The sequence below is a fragment of the Herbaspirillum sp. VT-16-41 genome, from assembly GCF_001994935.1.
Taxonomy (GTDB): domain Bacteria; phylum Pseudomonadota; class Gammaproteobacteria; order Burkholderiales; family Burkholderiaceae_D; genus Herbaspirillum; species Herbaspirillum frisingense.
This window is the reverse complement of sequence record NZ_MUXB01000019.1, coordinates 58,800-79,208: the sequence shown is the minus strand read 5'-3', so window position 1 is coordinate 79,208 and position 20,409 is coordinate 58,800. Positions and strand designations below refer to the sequence as shown.

General features: G+C 63.9%; 21 protein-coding genes. 9 read left to right on the top strand and 12 right to left on the bottom strand.

Features of this window, described 5'->3' with window-relative positions; translation table 11 throughout:
• Positions 1-93: 4Fe-4S dicluster domain-containing protein (locus BTM36_RS01825; RefSeq protein WP_139347019.1), on the top strand; the 93-nt coding region annotated here is incomplete at its 5' end.
• A gap of 14 nt (positions 94-107) precedes the next feature.
• Here the strand turns inward: BTM36_RS01825 and BTM36_RS01820 are convergent.
• From BTM36_RS01820 to BTM36_RS01780, 9 genes are all read right to left on the bottom strand, one after another.
• Complete coding sequence (locus BTM36_RS01820) at positions 108-953, bottom strand: DMT family transporter (RefSeq protein WP_006713244.1); 846 nt, start codon at positions 951-953, stop codon at positions 108-110.
• Entirely contained in the window at positions 950-1,627 is a 678-nt protein-coding gene (locus BTM36_RS01815; RefSeq protein WP_077234974.1) for a tRNA (guanosine(46)-N(7))-methyltransferase TrmB, read from the bottom strand. Before BTM36_RS01815 ends, BTM36_RS01820 begins: the two co-directional genes overlap by 4 nt.
• Positions 1,628-1,769: 142 nt before the next feature.
• A complete protein-coding gene (locus BTM36_RS01810) occupies positions 1,770-2,027 on the bottom strand; it encodes a DUF3567 domain-containing protein (RefSeq protein ID WP_006713246.1) in 258 nt (85 codons plus the stop codon).
• Positions 2,028-2,541: 514 nt separating this feature from the next.
• Positions 2,542-3,291: a response regulator gene (locus BTM36_RS01805; protein WP_006713247.1), complete on the bottom strand. Its 750-nt coding sequence runs from the start codon at positions 3,289-3,291 to the stop codon at positions 2,542-2,544.
• 152 nt (positions 3,292-3,443) lie between these two features.
• Positions 3,444-5,738, bottom strand: coding sequence for an ATP-binding protein (locus BTM36_RS01800; protein ID WP_077234973.1), 2,295 nt, complete (start codon positions 5,736-5,738; stop codon positions 3,444-3,446).
• Positions 5,735-6,280: a DUF4390 domain-containing protein gene (locus tag BTM36_RS01795; protein ID WP_077234976.1), complete on the bottom strand. Its 546-nt coding sequence runs from the start codon at positions 6,278-6,280 to the stop codon at positions 5,735-5,737. Before BTM36_RS01795 ends, BTM36_RS01800 begins: the two co-directional genes overlap by 4 nt.
• 74 nt (positions 6,281-6,354) lie before the next feature.
• A complete protein-coding gene (gene rsmB / locus BTM36_RS01790; protein WP_077234972.1) occupies positions 6,355-7,680 on the bottom strand; it encodes a 16S rRNA (cytosine(967)-C(5))-methyltransferase RsmB in 1,326 nt (441 codons plus the stop codon).
• A 232-nt stretch (positions 7,681-7,912) separates the two neighbouring features.
• A complete protein-coding gene (locus tag BTM36_RS01785; protein ID WP_006713251.1) occupies positions 7,913-8,257 on the bottom strand; it encodes a DUF1840 domain-containing protein in 345 nt (114 codons plus the stop codon).
• A gap of 177 nt (positions 8,258-8,434) precedes the next feature.
• On the bottom strand, positions 8,435-8,962 hold the full coding sequence (locus tag BTM36_RS01780) for a hypothetical protein (RefSeq protein ID WP_077234971.1): 528 nt from the start codon (positions 8,960-8,962) through the stop codon (positions 8,435-8,437).
• Between the two features lie 141 nt (positions 8,963-9,103).
• Between BTM36_RS01780 and BTM36_RS01775 the strand changes: the two genes are divergently transcribed.
• Positions 9,104-11,110, top strand: a complete 2,007-nt coding sequence (locus BTM36_RS01775) for an OPT family oligopeptide transporter (RefSeq protein ID WP_077234970.1) — start codon at positions 9,104-9,106, stop codon at positions 11,108-11,110.
• Positions 11,111-11,118: 8 nt separating this feature from the next.
• Here BTM36_RS01775 and BTM36_RS01770 read toward each other — a convergent pair whose 3' ends face one another.
• The 3 genes from BTM36_RS01770 to BTM36_RS01760 form a co-directional block, all read right to left on the bottom strand.
• Entirely contained in the window at positions 11,119-11,751 is a 633-nt protein-coding gene (locus BTM36_RS01770) for a LysE family translocator (RefSeq protein ID WP_077234969.1), read from the bottom strand.
• A gap of 143 nt (positions 11,752-11,894) precedes the next feature.
• Positions 11,895-13,430 carry a YifB family Mg chelatase-like AAA ATPase gene (locus tag BTM36_RS01765; RefSeq protein ID WP_077234968.1) on the bottom strand — a complete coding sequence of 512 codons (1,536 nt, stop codon included), beginning with the start codon at positions 13,428-13,430 and terminating at the stop codon, positions 11,895-11,897.
• A 73-nt stretch (positions 13,431-13,503) separates the two neighbouring features.
• Complete coding sequence (locus BTM36_RS01760) at positions 13,504-13,749, bottom strand: accessory factor UbiK family protein (protein WP_006713294.1); 246 nt, start codon at positions 13,747-13,749, stop codon at positions 13,504-13,506.
• 418 nt (positions 13,750-14,167) lie between these two features.
• Between BTM36_RS01760 and BTM36_RS01755 the strand changes: the two genes are divergently transcribed.
• From BTM36_RS01755 to BTM36_RS01725, 7 genes are all read left to right on the top strand, one after another.
• Positions 14,168-14,950 (top strand): TorF family putative porin, encoded by a 783-nt coding sequence (locus tag BTM36_RS01755; protein WP_077234967.1) that lies wholly within the window; start codon positions 14,168-14,170, stop codon positions 14,948-14,950.
• 12 nt (positions 14,951-14,962) lie between these two features.
• Positions 14,963-15,301: a P-II family nitrogen regulator gene (locus BTM36_RS01750; RefSeq protein WP_006713297.1), complete on the top strand. Its 339-nt coding sequence runs from the start codon at positions 14,963-14,965 to the stop codon at positions 15,299-15,301.
• A 15-nt stretch (positions 15,302-15,316) separates the two neighbouring features.
• Complete coding sequence (locus tag BTM36_RS01745) at positions 15,317-16,846, top strand: ammonium transporter (protein ID WP_077234966.1); 1,530 nt, start codon at positions 15,317-15,319, stop codon at positions 16,844-16,846.
• Between the two features lie 383 nt (positions 16,847-17,229).
• A complete protein-coding gene (gene gshA / locus BTM36_RS01740) occupies positions 17,230-18,528 on the top strand; it encodes a glutamate--cysteine ligase (protein WP_077234965.1) in 1,299 nt (432 codons plus the stop codon).
• Between the two features lie 38 nt (positions 18,529-18,566).
• Entirely contained in the window at positions 18,567-19,535 is a 969-nt protein-coding gene (gene gshB / locus BTM36_RS01735; RefSeq protein WP_077234964.1) for a glutathione synthase, read from the top strand.
• Positions 19,535-20,011, top strand: coding sequence for a PTS sugar transporter subunit IIA (locus BTM36_RS01730; protein WP_039876622.1), 477 nt, complete (start codon positions 19,535-19,537; stop codon positions 20,009-20,011). Before gshB ends, BTM36_RS01730 begins: the two co-directional genes overlap by 1 nt.
• Before the next feature lie 72 nt (positions 20,012-20,083).
• Positions 20,084-20,353, top strand: a complete 270-nt coding sequence (locus BTM36_RS01725) for an HPr family phosphocarrier protein (RefSeq protein WP_006713306.1) — start codon at positions 20,084-20,086, stop codon at positions 20,351-20,353.
• Positions 20,354-20,409: the final 56 nt, after the last annotated feature.

The window sequence follows — 20,409 nt, the reverse complement described above, 5'->3', positions numbered from 1 at the left end:
CACTGCAAGACCTGCGATATCAAGGACCCGACCCAGAACATCGTCTGGGTCACGCCTGAAGGCGGCGGCGGGCCGAATTATTCAGGGATGTAGCCGTCGGCGATCGCTCAATGATGCGCGCCCAGCACCACCGCACCCGCGGCGATGACCAGGCAGGACAATACGCGCCGCAGGGTGAGCTTTTCGCCCAGGAAGAGGGCGCCGATCAGGAGCGCGAACAGTACCGAGGTTTCGCGCAGGGCGGAGACCATGCCCATGGGCGCCAGCGTGACCGCCCAGATCACGATGCCATAGGCCAGTAGCGACATGACACCACCGGCCAGGCCGATCCAGGTTTCCTTCTGCGACAGCACGAGCGGGGAGCGGCCGTGCTTGCGGTGGTAGATCAGGGCCAGCGGGATGCTGTCCAGTACGAACAGCCAGCCGGCATAGCCGATGGCATCACCCGCCAGGCGCGCTCCAATGCCGTCGGTGATGGTATAGGCGGCGATGAAGGCGCCGGTGGCCAATGCCGCCAGCGGGCCGGAGAGGTGCTCGCGACTGCGCATGGCGCGCAGATTGGCCAGGCTGACGATGCCGGCCGATACCAGGGCGATGCCGATGACGGTGGTGCTGCCCAGTTGTTCAGCTGCGAACAGGGCTGCGCCCAATGCCACCAGCAGGGGCGAGGAGCCGCGGGCGATCGGGTAGGACTGGCCGAAGTCGCCGATCCGGTAGGCGCGGATCAGGAACAGGTTGTAGCCGGTGTGCAGCAGGCCTGAGAGGACGATGTAGAACCAGCTGGCCGCGTCCGGGAGCGGTCGCCACAGAACCAGCGGGAGGGCACCGAGGCCGGCGCCGATGGTCATCAGCGACAGCGAGGCCAGGCGGTCATGGCTGCTCTTGAGCAGGGCGTTCCAGGAGGCATGCAGGAGGGCTGCGGCCAGCACCAGGCCGATGACGCCGAGGCTCATGTCGCCCGCCCCTGGTCGAGATCGGCCACGCAGCGCCACAGCGCATGGCCGGAGGCCAGGTACTTGCGCTCGAAGGGGGTGATCGGTGCGGCGGGATGCCAGGCTTCAGCCTGGACGGACAGGCCGCTCAACTGGTTCAGCGCGGCGGCGAATTCCTCGACATAGATGCGCCAGTTGCTGCGGCATTCGATCTGGCCGCCCAGGGCCACGATGCTGGGAAACACCGCATGCCCCGGCCAGCGTCGCGCCAGGTGGCCGATCTTGGGCCAGGGGTTGGGATAGAGCAGGTAATGCCGGGCCGGGCGCAGTCCGGTCTGCTGGGCCAGGCGCCAGTAATCGACCAGGTCGGCGCGCACGAAGCAGAGGTTCTCCGGCTGCGGGCCGTCCCAGTGGGTGTTGCGCGCCAGGCGGTCGGCCGACTGGTCGATGCCGATGACAAAATGATCAGGGTATTGCGTGGCCAGGTTGAGAGTGGACAGACCCACGCCGCAACCGGTATCGAGGATCAGCGGTGCCGCACCGGCCGACTGCCAGGCGTGCATGCTGGCGTCGAAGGCGCGCTGGTTGTAGTCCGTGACGGGTTTGCGGAAGGGGTGCTGGGCATGGCGGGCCACCAGTTCGGCCAGTTGCTCATGTACGCCGGTCTGGGCGCTGCTGATGGGCGAGGAATTCACGAAAAACCAGGGATGGGCGACAAAGCGCCATTTTAATGGACTCTGCGCGTGGCACGCCGGCAGCAAGCTGACCTGGAAATAAAAACGCCGCGCTGGCGGCGCGGCGTGGATCACCGGGTTGAACCCGGGATGATGGACCCGATCAGTGCAAGGTCATGGGATGACGCATCATCACGTCGTAGCGGCTCAGGAAGTTGTCGATGTCTTCCATGGTCGGCTCGGAGGCGATCAGCTCCTGGACGTCCTTGCGGAACAGTTCGGCGGCCGGGCCATCGATGTAGATTTCGCGCTGGCCGGACTTGTCCATGATCTCGTAACCGCCGAAGCGCAAGGCTTCGTGGTCGGTATCGGCACCGAATTCGACGACGCTGTACTGCTCGCTGTTGTAGATCAGGTTCATAGTGACTCCTTATGCTGGAATACTGCTTCGAAAAGGAAGTGGCGCCATCACCGTCAATTTCAAGACCCTTGCGGGCCGCGCCGCTGGTGCATTTCTGCTGCTTCGATACAGCTCCCTCGGGGAACGCCGCGTCGCTTGCGTTCCTGAGTCTGGTTACGGCAGGGAGGGCGGAAAACTTTGGCCCCTGTCGTGTTCCTTGCCTGCAAGTCATGCAATCCACACAAAATTCCATGGCTGGGGGCTTGCACCTGCACTTGCCTGCTGAGGGTAGATGACGCGCTGCCATGGAAGTTCATCGATGGCGCGCCCAGCCAGCGTATCCATTGCAACCGGGCAAGCCCTGCCTCATGACTGCAGGATGCCGCTGTCAGCGGGAAAAGAACATCAGGAAATTTCTGAGCCCGCCGCCGGACGAACCCAGACTAGCAAAAGAAACGGGACCGCGCTGCGATCCCGTTCTGTACTGCCTGATGGTGGGTGGACAGTGGCGTCCTGTCCAGTGGACTCGGTTGGCTCAGTGATTCTTGCGCGCCAGCTTGCCCGGTTCCACGCCCAGTTGCTTGAGCTTGCGGTAGAGGTGGGTGCGCTCCAGGCCGGTGCGTTCGGCCACCCGTGTCATGCTGCCGTTCTCGCGCACCAGGTGGTATTCGAAATAGGCGCGTTCGAAGGCGTCGCGGGCTTCGCGCAGGGGCAGGTCGAAGGAGATGTTGGCGGCGTTGTCGGCCACCTGGCCGAACGGGGCGGCAGCCGGGGTGCCGTGGTGCAGCGCTTCGCTGCCCATGGCCGGGGCGTAGGCGGCCACCGGTGCCACATGTTCTGGCGAGTGCAGGCTGTCGCCGGCGCCATTGGCCACGGCGGCCACCGGTGCCGGACGATAGCTGGCCGGACGCACCGCCTCGCGGCTGTGCGAGAGACCCTGTTGCACAGCCTTGAGCAGCTTTTGCAGGGCGATCGGCTTTTCCAGGAAATTCAGCGCACCGATGCGGGTGGCCTCGACGGCCGTATCGATGGTGGCATGCCCGGACATCATGATGACCGGCATGGTCAACAGACCGTCGCGCTGCCATTCCTTGAGCAACGTGACGCCGTCGGTATCGGGCATCCAGATATCGAGCAGCACGAGGTCGGGTACTCCGGCCTGGCGAAGCTCGCGTGCCTGCTGCGCGTTTTCCGCAGTGGTCACGACATGTCCCTCATCGCCCAGAATTTCTGAGAGCAATTCGCGGATACCCATTTCGTCATCGACGACCAGGATGTTTGCCATGTGCTGCTTTCCTCGCTGCTAGTTCATTGTCCAAGTTTTCGATCTTGTTCCGGGCCGGCCTGCTCAACGCGGCGTTAGCGAGCAGGCCTTGATGAACTGCCAGGTCCCCCCGGCGTAGTGCTTTCGAATCTTGAGCCGTAGGGTCGGTTTCCCTATGAAACCGTCTCTTGATCAATAGATGCTAACTTTACCAGCAAAATTACAATTTTTGCGCCTCTGCCCTCTGTACGGTTCTGTATATCGATACGACCGCCGTGTTCTTCGACGATTTTCTTGACCATCGCCAGCCCCAGGCCGGTTCCCTTGGTCTTGGAAGTGACGTAGGGCTCGAAGGCGCGGGCCAGGATCTTGGCCGAGAAGCCGGGGCCGTTATCCATGATCGACAGCCGCACCGCCGGCTGGCGCTGGCCGTTGGCGGCGGCGATGTCGATCTGCTCGGTCAGCACGTCGATGCGCGGCGCCTCCTGGCCATCGTCGGCCACCGCATCCTGGGCGTTCTGCAGGAGGTTGTGGATGACCTGGCGCATCTGGGTGGCATCCCCCAGGACCTTGGCCATCTGCGGTGCCAGGCGGGCGTGGATCACGTCGCGACCGTCGCCGCTGAGGTAGAGGTTGAGGATTTCCTCGATCAGCGCGTTCAGATCCAGTGCCACCGGCTTGGCCGGCGGAGTGCGGGCGTAGTCGCGGAAGTCGTCGACCATGCGCTTCATGGCCGTGACCTGGTTGACGATGGTGGTGGTGCCTTTTTCCAGGATGGCGGCATCACCCGGCATGAGCTTGTCCGACAGTCTGTGCTGCAGGCGTTCGGCCGAGAGCTGGATGGGCGTGAGCGGGTTCTTGATCTCGTGCGCCAGGCGGCGCGCCACCTCGCCCCAGGCGATCGAGCGCTGGGCGGAGATGACGTTGCTGATGTCGTCGAACACCACCACGTAGCCCACGCCGTTTTCCACCGGCAGGTGCGAGCCGCGCGCCAGCAGGGTCAGATTGTCGTGGTCGGGCTTGCCGCCTTGCTCGTCATTGGCATCGAAGCTCACGCCGGGCTGGCGCGACAGTTCGAACTGCCGCTGCCAGTGCAGGCCGTCGCCGGCTTCACCGCTGTGCTGGGCCAGTTGCTCGGAGAAGGCGCGGATGATGGCCTGGGCGAAGGGGGCCTGGCTTTCGATGGTCTGCAACGGGGTGCCGATGTCGGCAGAGAAGTCATAGCCGAGGATGCGCCGCACCGAATCGTTGGCGCTGACGATGTTGAACTGGCCGTCCAGCACCATCACCCCGGCCGACATGTTGGCCAGCACCGATTCCAGGTAGGCCTTGGCGTTTTCCAGTTCGGCGCGGTTCTTTTCGACGGAGGTCCGGGCTTCCAGCAACTGGCGCGTCATCGTATTGAACGATTGCGTCAGCGTCCCCAGTTCGTCGGAGGTACTGACGATGGGCCGTGGCGAGAGATTGCCTTCGGCCACCGCCTTGGTGCCTTCGGCCAGCAGTAGCAGCGGCTTGGCGAGGTCGCTGGCGATCAGGAAGGCACTGGCGATGGCCGCGAAAATGGCCAGCAGCAGCGTGAGCGTGAGCGTGACCAGGTAGATCTTGCGCAGGCCGGACCGCGAGACCGAGCGCTGCTGGTATTCGTTGTAGGCCAGCCTGAGCGTTTCGGCATTGGTGGCGAGGTAATCCGGCACCGGCTGCAGGATCTGCAGGTAGCGCGTTTCGCTCTGCAGGGACAGCCCGCGACTGGGCGCCGGGACCAGCACCACCACGTGCAGTCGCAGGTTGCCATCGGTATCGGATTCGCCGATGCTGGGGCGGGCATCGTCGCTTTCCACCGCCGAGAAGGCCCGCGAGACCCGTGCCTGGCGCATCGCCTGGGTGCTGGGTAGCACCGGCGTGAGCGAGCCGATGGCGCCGCCCACGGTACTCATCACCTGGCCGTTGCCATTGACGATGGTGATTTCCATGTTCTGGTCACGCTGGCGGGAGAGGTAGGTCACCTGCTCGGAGTCGCTCATGTCCGACAGTTCCTGGGCGATGCCGCGTGCCCGCGAGACCAGATCCGACAGCGAGGAGTCGAGGGCATTGCGGCCCAGGTTCAGGCCTGACTCCAGCGCCGCTTCCATGCGCACGTCGAACCAGGATTCGATGGAGCGCGACACGAACTGCACCGACATCAGGTAGATCACCGCGCCCGGGACGATGCCCACCAGTGCGAACATCAGCACCAGTCGCGCCAGCAGCTTGGAGCCGAACTTGCCGCGCCGGTAGCGCTTGTAGAGCCGGCCCAGCAGCAGCAGCACCAGGCCCAGCAGCGAGATGGCGGCCAGGCCGTTGAGGAACAGCAGCCACGGGTAGTGCTGCTCGAAGAGGGCGGAATTTTCGGAGGCCGAGGCCAGCAGGAACAGCAGGATGCTGATGACGCCCCCGCCGACCACCAGCAGATAGCGTAAGGTGCGGCTCATTCGGGTTTGTAGGTGAATTCGATCCAGTCGGAGGACAGGCGCCAGTCGCTATTGTTGAGCGCATTGACCTGGAAGGGCTTGGGCAGCTGCGCCACGTCCAGGCGCATGCGCAGGCCGACCTGGTAGGCGTCGCCGGCTTTGAGGGTGTTGCTGTCGGCAATGATCCAGCGCGGCGGGCGGCGGATCAGCGTCATCGCGTCCTCCAGGTTGCTGAAGCTCTGCTGCAACTGGCCGCTGATGGCGGTGTGGTATTGCCGGGTCAGCACGTTATAGGACACGCGTACCGTGCGTGTGGCCGAGACGCTGGTTTCGTCGAACCAGTACCAGCGCCGCCGCGTGAGCTGGACTTCGGTCGTGAAGTACAGCGGCACGCCGCGTGAAAGCGCGTCTTCCAGGCCGCGATTCAATTCGAAGTCATAGGACACCGACAGGCGATAGCCCTGGTCGCTGGCTTCGATGCTGGCCTGGCTGACGGTGATCTCGGCGGCCTGGGCGGTGAGGGTGGAACAGGCCAGCAGCACCACCAGCAGCCATGGCAGCATGCCGCGCAGCACTCGGGCGCAGCCCGTGGTCAGGCGGCGTGCTGGAGAGGGGAGAAGGGCCGATTGCGTCAAATTCATGCACCAGGTTTTTGGAACAGCGCATAGAACAGGCCATCGTGGTCGGCGTCTGCTTCTGCGTCTGCGGTCGGCAATAGTTGACCGGGAGCGGGCAACCGGATGGCATTGTGTTTCTGCGCGAAGGCGATCGCTTGCTGCTCCGATTCCTGGGGCCACAGCGAGCAGGTTACGAGCAGCAATTTACCATTCGGTCGCAGCATCTGCCAAAGCTTGTCCAGAATTTGCGCAGAAAGTGTTGCAAGCTGCGCGGTGTCGGTCTTGCGGCGCAGCCAGCGGATATCCGGGTGGCGCCGCACGATGCCGGAAGCCGTGCACGGCACGTCGGCCAGGATGCGGTCGAAGGGCTGGCCGTCCCACCAGTCGTCCTGGCGGGCGTCCCCGGTGACGAGGCTGGCCCGCAGGTGCAGGCGTTCGAGGTTTTCGGCGATGCGTTGCAGGCGGCGGCTATCGTGATCCAGCGCCAGCAGGTCGAGATCGGCCAGTTCCAGCAGGTGGCCAGTCTTGCCGCCGGGCGCGGCACAGGCGTCCAGCACGCGCATGCCGTCGGCCACATCCAGCAGTGGCGCGGCCAGCTGGGCAGCGGCGTCCTGTACCGAAACCACGCCCGCGGCGAAACCGGGAATCTGCTGCACCGGTGTCGGCTGGTCCAGCCGCACCGCATAGGGACCGACCTGGCGCGCGCCGATGCCGGCCTGCTGCAGCTCTGCCAGATACTCGGCGACGCTGGCGCGGCGGCGGTTCACGCGCAAGGTCAGCGGTGGCGCCAGGTTGCCGGCATGCAGGATGGCCTGCCATTGCTCGGGGTAGGCGGCCTTGAGACGGTCGATCCACCAGGTGGGATAGTTCCAGGTCCCTGGCGGGGTCTTGGTGGCCTGCGGCATCAGCGCCGCCTTCTCGCGCAGGAAGCGGCGCAGGATGGCATTGACCACGCCCTTGGCAAAGCTCATCTCGGGGCTGATGGCGGCCGCTTCGACGGCCTGGTTGACCACGGTGAAGCTGTCATAGCCGGCCTCGTCATCTTCTACCAGCAGCGCCAGGGCGCTCACCAGCAGGCCGTGGAGCACGTCAGGCTGGGGCGGCTTGTTGGCCAGCAGGCTCAGCAGGGCGTCGGTCAGGCCCAGTCGGCGCATGGCGCGGTAGCTCAGGTCCTGGATGGCACCACGGGCCGGCGCCGGGGCGTCGCTGCGGGCAAAAATCTGTGCCAGGGCCTGCGGCAGGGCATGACCGGCACGTACGGCGGCCACGGCCTGGGCCGCGTAGGCCAGCTGGTACGCCAGCGAATCGGCCTTGGCCGAGGGAGAAAGAAGGGAAATCTGGATCACGTCTATGCTTGTCTAGGAGGCCCGTTGCAGACCGGAGTTGCGCCTTGGCAATGGCTTGCGGTATTGGCGGCGGTCATGGGTCGGCGAAAGGGCGCGGGCCGCCAGTGTACCAGCCGCCAAGGTGTCCTACACCTGTCGGTGTGGCGGGGTAACCTGGCCGGCACCAATAAAAAACGGCTGCCGCGGTGGATGATCGCGGCAGCCGTCTTGACTGGCAGGGGGTGTAACGGGATCAGACGCCCCAGAGGATGTCGTAGCCGCCCTTCTTGGCCTCGCGCAGCATGTCCAGCAGCGGATAGGCGCGCGCCGAGAAGCTGACGGCCTCGATCTTTTCGTGGTTGTGGTCGTCGGTGTCGGCGTTGTGGTGGGCGTTGACATCGCGCGCCAGGGCTTCAGCCGCTTCGTGCGCCTTGCTGGCATTGATCTGCTGTTCCAGCAGGGTGACGGCGTCACCGGCCTCGGCCGCGGTGATCACGCCGCGTGCGGGATCCTTGTGCAGCAGGTCCAGGATGGGTTTGGCGTGTGATTCGTACATCACCACATCGGCAGCCGCTTTTGATTTGAATGTAATCAGCATATTTCCTCAGGGTCTTTGATTGAAAACGTTTCTTCGGGCGCGGCCGCTTGGGCCGGGCCATGGTGGAAATGCGCTGCAGACTGCATCCGCATTCCTGCGGGATTGCCCGTTTGGAGTGACGGGCAGCGACAAGAATACTCCGGTCGCCTGATTTCTGTCATCTTGCAATGGCCCCGCTCAGCTTGGTTTGAAAGAGCTGAAAAAGGTTTCAATGTTTTCCTCGGTGAAGGCCTTTTCATCGCCCACGATGAGGATCTGGTACACCCGCCGCTCACGGGCGACCAGGCGCGCCACCAACCGCAGCGGCCGACCGCGGGAGACGCCTCGGGCGTCCAGATCGACGGTGCGCGCAAAGCCTTCGGTCTTGCCCGGCCAGGCCGCACCTGACTGAACCTGACCACCGATGTTGTTGAGCAGGGCCGTGCGCATGGCGTCCAGCGCCCGGCTGGCGCTGGCAGCGTCGGGCAATTCAGCGGTGCCGGCGGCGAAGGTCAGACCGTCCACCTCGGCGGCGGTCATGCTCATCTCCACCTTGGGGCCGTCCAGATCGACCGGGCGCGTGACGCTGGCCGGCTTGGCCGGTAGCAGCACCACAAAATGAGCGCCGTTGTCACTGGTTTCGCGCCAGTTGTAGCGCGGCGAACAGGCCGCCAGGCACAGGCAGGCCAGGCTCAGGGAGACGAGGGCGACGCGGACAAGGCGCATGGGGCAGACCGGAATGGAAGGGCGTCCATCATAGCAAAGGCATCAGGCCCGACCCGGGCTGCTGAAAAAGCGCCATTGTCTGATGGCCGGCCGGCAATTCTTGCGGTATAAGAACGCATCCCAACGGAACCCTCTACGGATATGCAAAACGACAACCAAACCAGCCTGCCGGAACTGACGCTGCGCGGCATGCTGCTGGGCGCATTGATCACGGTGGTATTTACCGCCTCCAACGTCTATCTCGGGCTGAAGGTCGGCCTGACCTTCTCGTCGGCGATTCCCGCCGCCGTGATCTCGATGGCGGTGCTGCGCCTGTTCAGCAATGCCAACATCCTCGAAAACAACATGGTGCAGACCCAGGCCTCGGCGGCCGGCACCCTGTCCTCGATCATCTTCATCCTGCCCGGACTGGTGATGATGGGGCACTGGCAGGGCTTCCCCTTCCTGCAGACGCTGGGCATCTGTGCTGCCGGCGGCATGCTGGGCGTGATGTTTTCCATCCCGCTGCGGCGGGTGATGGTGGTGCAAAGTGCGCTGCCCTACCCCGAGGGCGTGGCGGCGGCCGAAATCCTGCGGGTGGGCAGCGCCGACGCCGATGGCGGCGAAGAGACCCGCCGCGGGCTGCGGGACATCCTCTTCGGCGGCACCCTGGCGGCCGCCTTCAGCGTCATCGCCAGCGGCCTGAAGCTGTTCGCCGAGAGCATCAGCGTGTGGCTTACCGCCGGTGCCTCGGTGGTAAGGCTGACGATGGGCTTTTCGCTGGCACTGGTCGGCGCGGGATACATGATTGGCATCGTCTCCGGCATTGCCATCCTGATCGGCATGATCCTGGCCTGGGGCGTGGCCGTGCCGTACCTGACCGCGGTGACCCCGCATGCTGCCGGCGTGGCGCTGTCCGACTTCGCCAACGGGCTCTGGAAAAGCCAGGTGCGCTTCATCGGTGCCGGCATGATCGGCGTGGCGGCGATCTGGACCCTGGCAACGCTCTTCAAGCCCATGCTGGAAGGCGTCAGGGCCTCGCTGTCGACGCTGGCGCGCCGCCAGCAGGGCAGCACCGAGCGCACCGACCAGGACATGTCGCCGCGCTGGATCATCGTCATCAGCCTGGCCATGATCGCGCTGCTGGCGGTGGTGTTTGCCTCGTTCCTCTCGGGTACGCCGGTGACGGCGGGCCTGTTCATCGGACTGGTCGTCTATGCGGTGGTATTCGCCTTCGTGTTCGGTTTTCTGGTCGCGGCCGCTTGCGGTTACATGGCCGGGCTGATCGGTTCTTCGTCCAGCCCGATTTCCGGGATTGGCATCGTCGCCGTGATCCTGGTGTCGGTCCTGCTGCTGGTCTCGGGGGCGGTCGATCCGCTGCTGGCCACGCCTGAAGGCAGCAAGCTGGCCATTGCCGTGGCCTTGTTCGTGACGGCCGCCATCATTGCCGTGGCCGCCATCGCCAACGACAACCTGCAGGATCTCAAGACCGGCCAGCTGGTCGGTGCCACGCCATGGCGCCAGCAGGTGGCGTTGCTGGTCGGTTGCGTGGTGGGTGCGCTGATCATTCCGCCGGTACTGAACCTGCTGTACAACGCCTACGGTTTCACCGGCGCCTTGCCGAGAGCCGGCATGGATGCGGCGCAGGCGCTGGCGGCACCGCAGGCGACCCTGATGACGGCGATCGCCACCGGCATCTTCACCCGTGAGCTCAACTGGACCATGCTGGGTGTGGGGGTGGCGCTGGGCATCGTGCTGATCGTGATCGACTGGCTGTTGGCGCGTCGTGGCGGTGTGGCGCGCCTGCCGGTACTGGCAGTGGGCATCGGCATCTACCTGCCGCCGATGGTCAGCAGCGCCCTGTTCCTGGGTGCGGTACTGGGCTGGCTGATCGAACGCGGCCTGCGCCGACGCGCCCGGGCTGCCGGTACCGACTTTGACGCCTATGCCGACAAGCCGCGCCAGCGCGGCATCCTGGTGGCATCCGGCCTGATCGTCGGCGAAAGCCTGGTCGGGGTGCTGCTGGCGGCCGTGATCGGCTTCACCGGCAAGGATGCGCCACTGGCGCTGGTGTCGGGCGACTTCGAGTCCACCGGTCAATGGCTGGGACTGGCCGCGCTGGTGCTGATTTTGGTGGCCTTCGTACGGCGCATCATGCCGGCGCGCTGAGTACAAGCCTAGCGGCGGCTCTCCATCAGCATGCGCAAGGCCAGCCCGGCCAGCACCGTGCCCATCAGCCAGCGCTGTACCAGCTGCCAGCCCGGGCGCGCGGCCAGCAAGGCCGAGATGGACGCCGCCGAGAGCGTGATCATGGCATTGACGCTCAGGCCCACTGCGATCTGGGTCATGCCCAGCGCCAGCGATTGCCCCAGTACGCTGCCCTGGTCTGCATGGATGAATTGCGGCAGCAGGGACAGGTACATCACGGCGATCTTGGGGTTGAGCAGGCTGGTCACCAGGCCCATGGCAAAGAGCTTGCGCGGGCTGTCCGGCGGCAACTCGCGCAACGCGAAGGGGGAGCGCCCACCCGGCCGCAACGCCTGCCAGGCCAGGTAGAGCAGGTAGGCCGCGCCACCCAGGCGCAGCGCATCATAGGCCAGGGGCACCGCCATGACGAGCGCCGTGATGCCGCCTGCGGCACAGAGCATATAGAACACCAGTCCGAGCGCGATACCCGCCAGCGAGATCAGCCCGGCCTTGCGGCCCTGGCAGACCGAACGCGAAACCAGATAAAGCATGTTCGGTCCGGGTGTGAGCACCATGCCCAGGCAGATCGCGCCAAAGGCAAGCAGGGTGGAGGTGGTGGGCATGGACGGGCTCTTTCCGGAAAAGACGCGAGCGGCGTCATCGCCGCTCCAGCCATCACAGACTAGGCCCGTCAGGGCGGTCGCAAAAGATACAGAGCCGCCGCATGGTCATCGCAACAGGCCCTGGCGGCGTCAACAGTGCGGCGTCATCCCGTATTGAGGGCGCGACGGTACTGGATCGCTTCGGCAATATGCGCCGCCTGGATGGCAGGTGTGCCGGCCAGATCGGCGATGGTGCGCGCCAGCCGCAGCACGCGGTGATAGGCCCGGGCCGACCACTGCAGGCGGACCATGGCCTGTTGCAGCAGTTGCGCGCCCTCGGCGCCGGGTTCGCAATACCGGTCCACCGCGCTGCCGCTCAATTGGCTGTTGGGCATGCCCTGGCGTTGCCATTGCCGCTCGGCGGCGGCGGCCACCCGTGCGGCGATGGCGTCGCTGGATTCGCCCTGGCCCGGCGCGCCCAGCTCTGCGGGCGTCAGGGCGGCCACCTGCAATTGCATGTCGATCCGATCCAGCAGGGGGCCGGACAGGCGTTGCTGGTAGCGCTTGACCAGCTCCGGCGTGCAGCGGCAGCGACCTGTCGGGTCGGAGTAGAAGCCACATGGGCAGGGGTTCATGGCCGCGACCAACTGGAAGCGCGCGGGAAACTCCGCCTGGCGTGCCGCCCGTGAAATGACGATGTGGCCCGACTCCATCGGCTGGCGCAGCACGTCGAGCACGCTGCGCGGGTATTCCGCGATTTCGTCCAGGAACAGCACCCCGTGATGGGCCAGCGAGATCTCGCCCGGGCGGGGCGTGCCACCGCCACCGACCAGCGCCACGGCGGAGGCCGTGTGATGCGGCGCGCGATAGGGGCGCTGTTTCCAGCGGGCGCTGTCGAAGTGGCCGGCCAGCGATTGGACGGCGGCCGACTCCAGCGCCTGTGCCTCGCTCATGGGCGGCAGGATGCCGGCAAAACGCGTGGCCAGCATCGATTTACCCGCCCCGGGCGGCCCCACCAGCAGGATGCTGTGGCCCCCGGCTGCCGCCACCTCCATCGCCCGCCTGGCCCGGAGCTGTCCCTTGATATCGCTGAAATCGGGGTAGGCCGGACGCTGACCATTCGCTCCTGCCCCGTTGGCGCCTCGATGGCGCTGCAGGCGGCCTCTCTCGTCGCGGGCGCTGAAATGCGCGCATACATCCAGCAGCGACGCGGCCGGAAGGATGGTCGCCTGCTGCACCAGCGCCGCCTCGTCGGCATTGCCGACCGGCAGGATGAAGGCGCGTTGCCGCCGGTCCGGCTCCCCGGGGTGTTGCATGGCGCAGGTCATCGCCAGTGCACCGCGGATCGGCCGCAATTGGCCCGATAGCGACAGTTCACCTGCGTATTCATAGTCATCCAGATGGTCAGAGGGAATCTGCCCGGAGGCGGCGAGGATACCCAGTGCGATGGGCAGATCGAAGCGCCCGGATTCCTTGGGAAGGTCGGCAGGCGCCAGGTTGACTGTGATACGTCGTGCCGGGAATTCGAACCGCGCATTCTGCAGCGCCGCCCGGACGCGGTCCTTGGCTTCCTTCACTTCGGCTTCGGGAAGACCGACGATGGTGAAGGCCGGCAGGCCATTGGCCAGATGCACCTCCACCGTCACCGGTGGGGCGGCCATGCCGGCCAGCGCGCGGCTGCGCAAGACCGCCAGGCTCATCGCAACGAGCCCGGCAGTGTGCTGGAAGGGAAAAGGGGAGGGGGAAGAAGGGAAGAGTGGGTTGTCGCCAGGGTCATGGGGTCTGTTTTTGCTGAGCCTCAAGCTCGGCAACACGCGCTTCCAGCGCTTCCAGGCGGGCGCGGGTCTTGGCCAGCACCTGGGCCTGGATGTCGAATTCCTCGCGCGTGACCAGGTCCAGCTTGGCAAAACCCTGGCTCAGCATGGCCTTGACGTTCTTCTCGATGTCCTTGGCCGGAGAATTCTCGATCGCCTTGTTGATCTTGGATTGCAGGTCTTCAAAAAATGGGGGCTTGTCCATGTCGGATCTCCTTGGCAGATAGCTAAGCTGCAAGTTTAGCGGTTTCGCAGCCATCCTCAAAACGCGATGCCCTGATGAGACCGTTTTTTTGCGAGCGGGTGCCGGAAAGTGAAGAATTTTCCTTCAGGAAATGCTCCGACTTGGTGACTTTGGCTTCGCCCCGGGCCCACGCACCAAAATGTGTTTGCCTCGTTTGACGCAGGATTATCAAAAAGCAATCAATATCGCACCAAGGTCGTGCATTTTCGCTTCGAGTGCACTATTTTGAAGCTGGTGTCGAAAAAAATCGTTGTAAATCTCCGCTTTCCAGCAAAAACACAAGTCTGCCTTGCCGAAAGGACATGGCACGGCTCCTGCTACATGGTTTGGGCAAAAGACTAAAAGACTTAACTGTTAAACACAAACCAGAGGGAAAGTCATGAAGAAACTGATTCTTGCAACAGCCATCGCAGCATCCTTCGTTTCTACCGTGGCCCGTGCAGAGGACGCCAAGCCAGACAATGAATTGAGCTTCAACGCTGCGGTCGTGAGCGATTACCGCTACCGCGGCCTGACCCAGACGCGTTTCGACCCGGCCCTGCAGGTTGGCGCTGACTATACGCACAACCCGACCGGCCTGTACGCCGGCACCTGGCTGACCAACATCAAGTGGATCAAGGACGCTGGCGCACTGACCGGTACCGATACCAAGGGCGATGTCGAATGGGACATCTACGGCGGCAAGCGCGGTGACATCGGCGGCGGCTTCACCTACGACGTCGGCGGCCTGTACTACTACTACCCGGGCAACACCCTGGCCAATGCCGGCCTGAAGAACGCCAATACCTTCGAACTGTATGGCCAGATCGGTTACGGCCCGGCCTACTTCAAGTATTCGCAATCGCTGACCAACCTGTTCGGCGCGGTCAACAGCAAGTACAGCCAGTACTACGACCTGGGTGCCAACTTCGAGACCTTCTACGGCGTGATGCTGGGTCTGCACGTCGGTCACCAGAACGTGCGCGGCAACCCCAGCGAGGCCAGCTACACCGACTGGAAGATCGGCCTGTCCAAGACCTTCGACGAAGTCGCCGGCATTACCCTGGGCGTGGCCTATGTCGGTACCGACATGAAGGATGGCTTCGCTACCACCCCGGCATCGGACGGTGCCAAGAACGTCGGCAAGAACGGCGTCGTCGTCTCCATCAGCAAAACTTTCTAACAAGAGGTTCGTATGAAACTGATCACTGCGATCATCAAGCCGTTCAAGCTGGACGAGGTGCGTGAAGCCCTCTCCGCGATCGGTGTGCAAGGCATCACCGTGACCGAAGTCAAGGGCTTCGGTCGTCAGAAAGGCCATACCGAGCTCTATCGTGGCGCCGAGTATGTGGTCGATTTCCTGCCCAAGACCAAGATCGAGGCAGCGGTGGACGACGCCATCGTCGAGCGCGCGCTGGAAGCCATCGAGACCGCAGCCCGCACCGGCAAGATCGGTGACGGCAAGATCTTCGTCCAGGATCTGCTGGATGTGATCCGTATCCGTACCGGCGAAACCGGCAAAGACGCTCTGTAAAAAAGGGGAACTCTAATGAGCATGAAGAAAATGTTTTCCGGCGCGCTCGCCATTGGCGCGCTGCTGTTTGCAGTAGGTTTTACTGCCCCGGCCCAGGCGCAGGACGCGCCCAAGCCTGAAGCTGCGGCCACCGCCGCTGCCCCGGCCGCTGCCGCTCCGGCTGCACCCAAGGCTGAAGCTGCCGCTCCTGCTGCTGCTCCTGCCGCCCCGGCGGCCGCTGCCGCCGCACCCGCACCGGTGCCCAACAAGGGCGATACCGCCTGGATGCTGGTCTGCACCGCCTTCGTCATCCTCATGACCCTGCCGGGCCTGGGCCTGTTCTACGGCGGCCTGGTGCGCAGCAAGAACATGCTGTCGGTGCTGATGCAGTGCTTCATGATCTTCTCGCTGATCTACATCCTGTGGTTCGTGTACGGCTACAGCATCGCGTTCACCGAGGGCGGAGCATTCTTCGGCGGCTTCGACCGACTGTTCCTGCATGGCCTGACCGGTGATTCGACCACCGGCACCTTCAGCAAGGGTGTGGTCATCCCCGAACTGGTCTTCGTGGCCTTCCAGGGTGCGTTTGCCGCCATCACCGTGGCGCTGATCATCGGTTCCTTCGCAGAACGCGTGAAGTTCTCTGCCGTGATCCTGTTCTCGATCCTGTGGTTCACCTTCTCCTACCTGCCGATGGCCCACATGGTCTGGTTCTGGCCGGGTCCGGACGCCTTCACCGACGCTGCTGCCGCTGAAAAGGCGACTGCGATCTCGGGCTGGCTGTTCCAGAAGGGCGCGCTGGATTACGCCGGCGGCACCGTGGTGCACATCAACGCCGCTATCGCTGGCCTGGTCGGTTCCTACGTGATCGGCAAGCGTATCGGTTTCGGCAAGGAAGCCTTCAAGCCGCATAGCCTGACCCTGACCATGGTCGGTGCCTCGCTGCTGTGGTTCGGCTGGTTCGGCTTCAACGCCGGCTCCGGTCTGGAAGCCAACGGTGGCGCTGCCCTGGCGTTCGTCAACACCATCCTGGCAACTGCTGCTGCCGTGCTGTCCTGGAGCTTCGGCGAATGGATCGGCAAGGGCAAGCCCTCCATGCTGGGTGCTGCTTCGGGTGCTGTCGCCGGTCTGGTGGCGATCACTCCGGCGGCCGGCTTCGTGGGCGTCATCGGCGCCGTGGTCATGGGCCTGCTGGCTGGCCTGCTGTGCCTGTGGGGCGTGAGCGGTCTGAAGAAGCTGCTGGGTTCGGACGACGCGCTGGACGTGTTCGGCGTGCACGGCGTGGGCGGCATCCTGGGTGCCATCCTGACCGGTGTGTTCGCTGCACCGAGCCTGGGCGGCACCGGCATCTACGACTACGTCGCCAATGCCGTGGCACCGGACTACTCCATCGGCGGCCAGGTCTGGATCCAGTTCCAGGGCGTGCTGACCACCGTGGTGATCTCGGGTGTGGTTTCCTTCATCGCCTACAAGATCGTCGACGTCGTCATCGGTCTGCGTGTGACCGAAGAGGAAGAACGCGAAGGCCTGGACATTTCCAGCCACGGCGAATCGGCTTACCACTAAGCATCAGCTGTAACGAGTCTGCAGTATTCCTTCGGGGCTGGAAACGGCCTCTTTATAAGGCGCCTTCGGGCGCCTTTTTTCATTTTCCGGCCGCCAGGAAGAGAAAGGTTAGTGAAGATTTCTTCATGGCAATGCTGCAAGTGATGCGCTTTTGCATCGCCGCGCAATAATTCCCGACTATTTGACTCGGGCTCTTTAAAATACCTTCATCATCGCCATCTGGAGTCTCCCAGCCACGCCCTTGCAGCGACCGTGGCCGGTGAGGGCCGTGGCTGAAATGGCAACAGCGCAGCCCAGCGGCTTATACCGCGTCGCAACACGGATGCAGGAATCCGCTAAAATCGTCACTCGCTGCCGGCATTTACATCTCGTTAAGGTTTTTTATGGTCCCGCATCTCGTCACCGCTCTGAATGGTCCCCTGCTGGAGCTGGAGAAGAAAATCCTGGGCGCCACGCCGGCCATCGAACGCTGGTTCCGCATGGAATGGCAGGAACATACGCCGCCGTTCTATTGCTCGGTCGATCTGCGCAACGCCGGCTTCAAGCTGGCGCCGGTCGATACCAACCTGTTCCCGGGCGGCTTCAACAACCTGTCGCCGGAAATGCTGCCGCTGGCGGTCCAGGCGGCCATGGCCGCCATCGAGAAATACTGTCCGGACGCGCGCAATCTGCTGCTGATCCCGGAAAACCAGCCCGGCAATACCTTCTACCTGCAAAACATCGGCCGGCTGATGCAGATCTTCCGCCAGACCGGACTGAACGTGCGCCTGGGGACCCTGGCGCCGGGCGTGACCAAGCCGCAGCACATGGAGTTGCCCGACGGCACCCAGATCACCCTGGAGCCGCTGGAACGTTCGGCCAATGGTCGTCGCCTGGGCCTCAAGAATTTCGATCCCTGTACGGTGCTGCTCAACAACGACCTGTCCATCGGCATTCCGTCGGTGCTGGAGGGCCTGCATGAGCAGAGCGTGCTGCCGCCGCTGCATGCCGGCTGGGCGATGCGCCGCAAGAGCAATCACTTCGCTGCCTATGATGAGGTGGTGAAGAAGTTTTCCAAGATGGTGGAAGTCGATCCCTGGATGCTCAATCCGCTCTTCGCCAAGGTCAGCGACATCGATTTCCAGGAAAATACCGGTACCGACGCGCTGGCCGACAGCGTGTCCTCGCTGCTGTCGAAGATCCGCAAGAAGTACAAGGAATACGGCATCAAGGAACAACCCTTCGTCTTTATCAAGGCCAATGCCGGTACGTACGGCATGGGCATCATGACAGTCAAGGACGCCAGCGAGATCAAGGACCTCAACCGCAAGCAGCGCACCGGCATGCTGGCCGGCAAGGAAGGACTGGAAGTGTCGGAGGTGATCGTGCAGGAAGGCGTGCACTCCTTCGAGCGCATCAACCAGGCCGTGGCCGAGCCGGTGGTCTACATGATCGACCGTTACGTGGTGGGCGGTTTCTACCGCGTACATGCCGACCGTGGCGTGAACGAGAACCTCAATGCGCCCGGCGCGCATTTCGTGCCCTTGGCCTTCGCCCAGCAGCACGCCCTGCCGGACATGCACGCCAAGCCGGGGACGGCCGCGCCCAACCGTTTCTACATGTATGGCGTGGTGGCGCGACTGGCGCTGCTGGCGGCATCGGTAGAGATGGAAAAGACCGATCCCAACCCGGAAGTTTATTAATATCGGGCCTGCGCCAGGCCCAACAGGACACCCGTCTCATGAAAATCGCTTTCCTCGCCGATCCTCTGGATACGTTCAAGACGTACAAGGATTCCACCTTTGCCATGATGCGCGAAGCCGCGCGACGTGGTCACACCATCTATGCCTTCGAACAGGGCGACCTGGTGCTGGAAAGCGGGCTGGTGACCGCCAATGCCTTCAAGGTGACGCTCACCGGCGATGCCGATGACTGGTACCGGGCCGACAAGCCGGCCTCGGCCTTCCTCTCCGAGTTCGATGCGGTGATCGTGCGCAAGGACCCGCCCTTCGACATGGAGTACATCTACACCACCTACCTGCTGGAGCTGGCCGAGAAGCAGGGCGCGCGCGTGTTCAACAAGCCGGCGGCCATCCGCAGCCACAACGAGAAGCTGGCCATCGCCCAATTCCCGCAATATACCGCGCCGACGCTGGTCACGCGGGATGCCAAGCGCCTGCGCGATTTCCACGGTGAGCACCAGGACGTGATCCTCAAGCCCCTGGATGGTATGGGTGGCATGGGCATCTTCCGCGTCAAGGCCGACGGCATGAACCTGGGCTCCATCATCGAGACCCTGACCGACAACGGTCAACGCACGATCATGGCGCAACGTTTCATTCCTCAGATCAGCGCAGGCGACAAGCGCATCCTGTTGATCGGCGGCAAGGTAGTGCCCAATGTGCTGGCACGCATTCCGCAGGGCAACGAGGTGCGCGGCAACCTGGCCGCCGGTGGTCTGGGCAAGGCACAACCGGCATCGGCGCGGGATATCGAGATCGGCGAAGCGCTGGGTCCTGTCCTGTATGAACGTGGCCTGTTGCTGGTAGGATTGGACGCCATCGGCGACTATCTCACCGAGATCAATGTGACCAGCCCGACCTGCTTCCAGGAAATCACCCAGCAGACCGGGTTTGACGTGGCCGCGATGTTCGTGGACGCGCTGGAAGTGGCCGCAGGGGCAGCAGAGGCAACAGGGTCGATCGGATAATGGGATCGACAGAGCATGACGGGCTGCTCGGGGAAAAGCGCGTCGCATCAGATGGCAACAAATCCATGGTTGGTATTCTTCTCTTGACGCACGCCCCGCTGGGGCAAGCTTTCCTGGCCGCCGCAACGCACGTCTTCCGCGGCCGTCCCGAACGGATGGAGGCGATTGACGTGATCGCCGACCAGAACCCGGCGGAGGTGCAAAAACTCGCCATCGAGGCGGTAGGTCGCCTCGATGATGGCAGCGGTGTGCTGGTCATCACCGATGTCATGGGCGGTACGCCCTCCAACTGTACGGGCTTCCTGTGTGGTCTGGGCAACGTCCAGGTGATCGCAGGCATCAGCCTGCCGATGCTGCTGCGGGCTCTGACCTATCGCAATGACACGCTGGATGTAGTGGTTGAAATGGCGCTGGCCGGAGGCCAGAATGGTGCAGTGCGGATCGACAATCGCATCCGCGTGGCAGCCTCGGCCTGATCCATCGTTGTGACCGCAGTGGACTGCGGTCGCGGACGGCGCGCGCCAACAAGATAAAAACGAAAGCGGAACATGATTCAAAAAGAACTCGAAATCGTCAACAAGCTTGGTCTGCATGCCCGTGCTTCGGCCAAGTTCACCCAGCTGGCCGGCAAGTTCAAGTGCGAAGTCTGGCTCACCTTCAACAAGCGCCGCGTCAATGCCAAGTCCATCATGGGCGTGATGATGCTGGCCGCCGGCAAGGGCAGCATGGTGACCCTGGAAACCAATGGCGCCGACGAGCAGGAATGCTTCACGGCGCTTGAAGCGCTGATCGCCGACAAGTTCGGCGAAGGCCAGTAATCCTCCCCGACCGCGCCCGCGGTTTTGCGCCGCAACATCGCGGCGCGGCTGGAATG

Excerpts from the sequence above, each read along its gene's own strand:
- BTM36_RS01760 (WP_006713294.1), bottom strand. The coding sequence starts at position 13,749 with ATGGACAAGCCCCCATTTTTTGAAGACCTGCAATCCAAGATCAACAAG.
- BTM36_RS01770 (WP_077234969.1), bottom strand. The coding sequence starts at position 11,751 with ATGCCCACCACCTCCACCCTGCTTGCCTTTGGCGCGATCTGCCTGGGC.
- gshA (WP_077234965.1), top strand. The coding sequence starts at position 17,230 with ATGGTCCCGCATCTCGTCACCGCTCTGAATGGTCCCCTGCTGGAGCTG.
- BTM36_RS01725 (WP_006713306.1), top strand. The coding sequence starts at position 20,084 with ATGATTCAAAAAGAACTCGAAATCGTCAACAAGCTTGGTCTGCATGCC.
- BTM36_RS01780 (WP_077234971.1), bottom strand. The coding sequence starts at position 8,962 with ATGCGCCTTGTCCGCGTCGCCCTCGTCTCCCTGAGCCTGGCCTGCCTG.
- BTM36_RS01775 (WP_077234970.1), top strand. The coding sequence starts at position 9,104 with ATGCAAAACGACAACCAAACCAGCCTGCCGGAACTGACGCTGCGCGGC.
- BTM36_RS01800 (WP_077234973.1), bottom strand. The coding sequence starts at position 5,738 with ATGAGCCGCACCTTACGCTATCTGCTGGTGGTCGGCGGGGGCGTCATC.
- BTM36_RS01805 (WP_006713247.1), bottom strand. The coding sequence starts at position 3,291 with ATGGCAAACATCCTGGTCGTCGATGACGAAATGGGTATCCGCGAATTG.
- BTM36_RS01785 (WP_006713251.1), bottom strand. The coding sequence starts at position 8,257 with ATGCTGATTACATTCAAATCAAAAGCGGCTGCCGATGTGGTGATGTAC.
- BTM36_RS01810 (WP_006713246.1), bottom strand. The coding sequence starts at position 2,027 with ATGAACCTGATCTACAACAGCGAGCAGTACAGCGTCGTCGAATTCGGT.
- gshB (WP_077234964.1), top strand. The coding sequence starts at position 18,567 with ATGAAAATCGCTTTCCTCGCCGATCCTCTGGATACGTTCAAGACGTAC.
- BTM36_RS01795 (WP_077234976.1), bottom strand. The coding sequence starts at position 6,280 with ATGCTGCCATGGCTGCTGGTGGTGCTGCTGGCCTGTTCCACCCTCACC.
- BTM36_RS01765 (WP_077234968.1), bottom strand. The coding sequence starts at position 13,430 with ATGAGCCTGGCGGTCTTGCGCAGCCGCGCGCTGGCCGGCATGGCCGCC.
- BTM36_RS01755 (WP_077234967.1), top strand. The coding sequence starts at position 14,168 with ATGAAGAAACTGATTCTTGCAACAGCCATCGCAGCATCCTTCGTTTCT.
- BTM36_RS01730 (WP_039876622.1), top strand. The coding sequence starts at position 19,535 with ATGGGATCGACAGAGCATGACGGGCTGCTCGGGGAAAAGCGCGTCGCA.
- BTM36_RS01820 (WP_006713244.1), bottom strand. The coding sequence starts at position 953 with ATGAGCCTCGGCGTCATCGGCCTGGTGCTGGCCGCAGCCCTCCTGCAT.
- BTM36_RS01745 (WP_077234966.1), top strand. The coding sequence starts at position 15,317 with ATGAGCATGAAGAAAATGTTTTCCGGCGCGCTCGCCATTGGCGCGCTG.
- BTM36_RS01750 (WP_006713297.1), top strand. The coding sequence starts at position 14,963 with ATGAAACTGATCACTGCGATCATCAAGCCGTTCAAGCTGGACGAGGTG.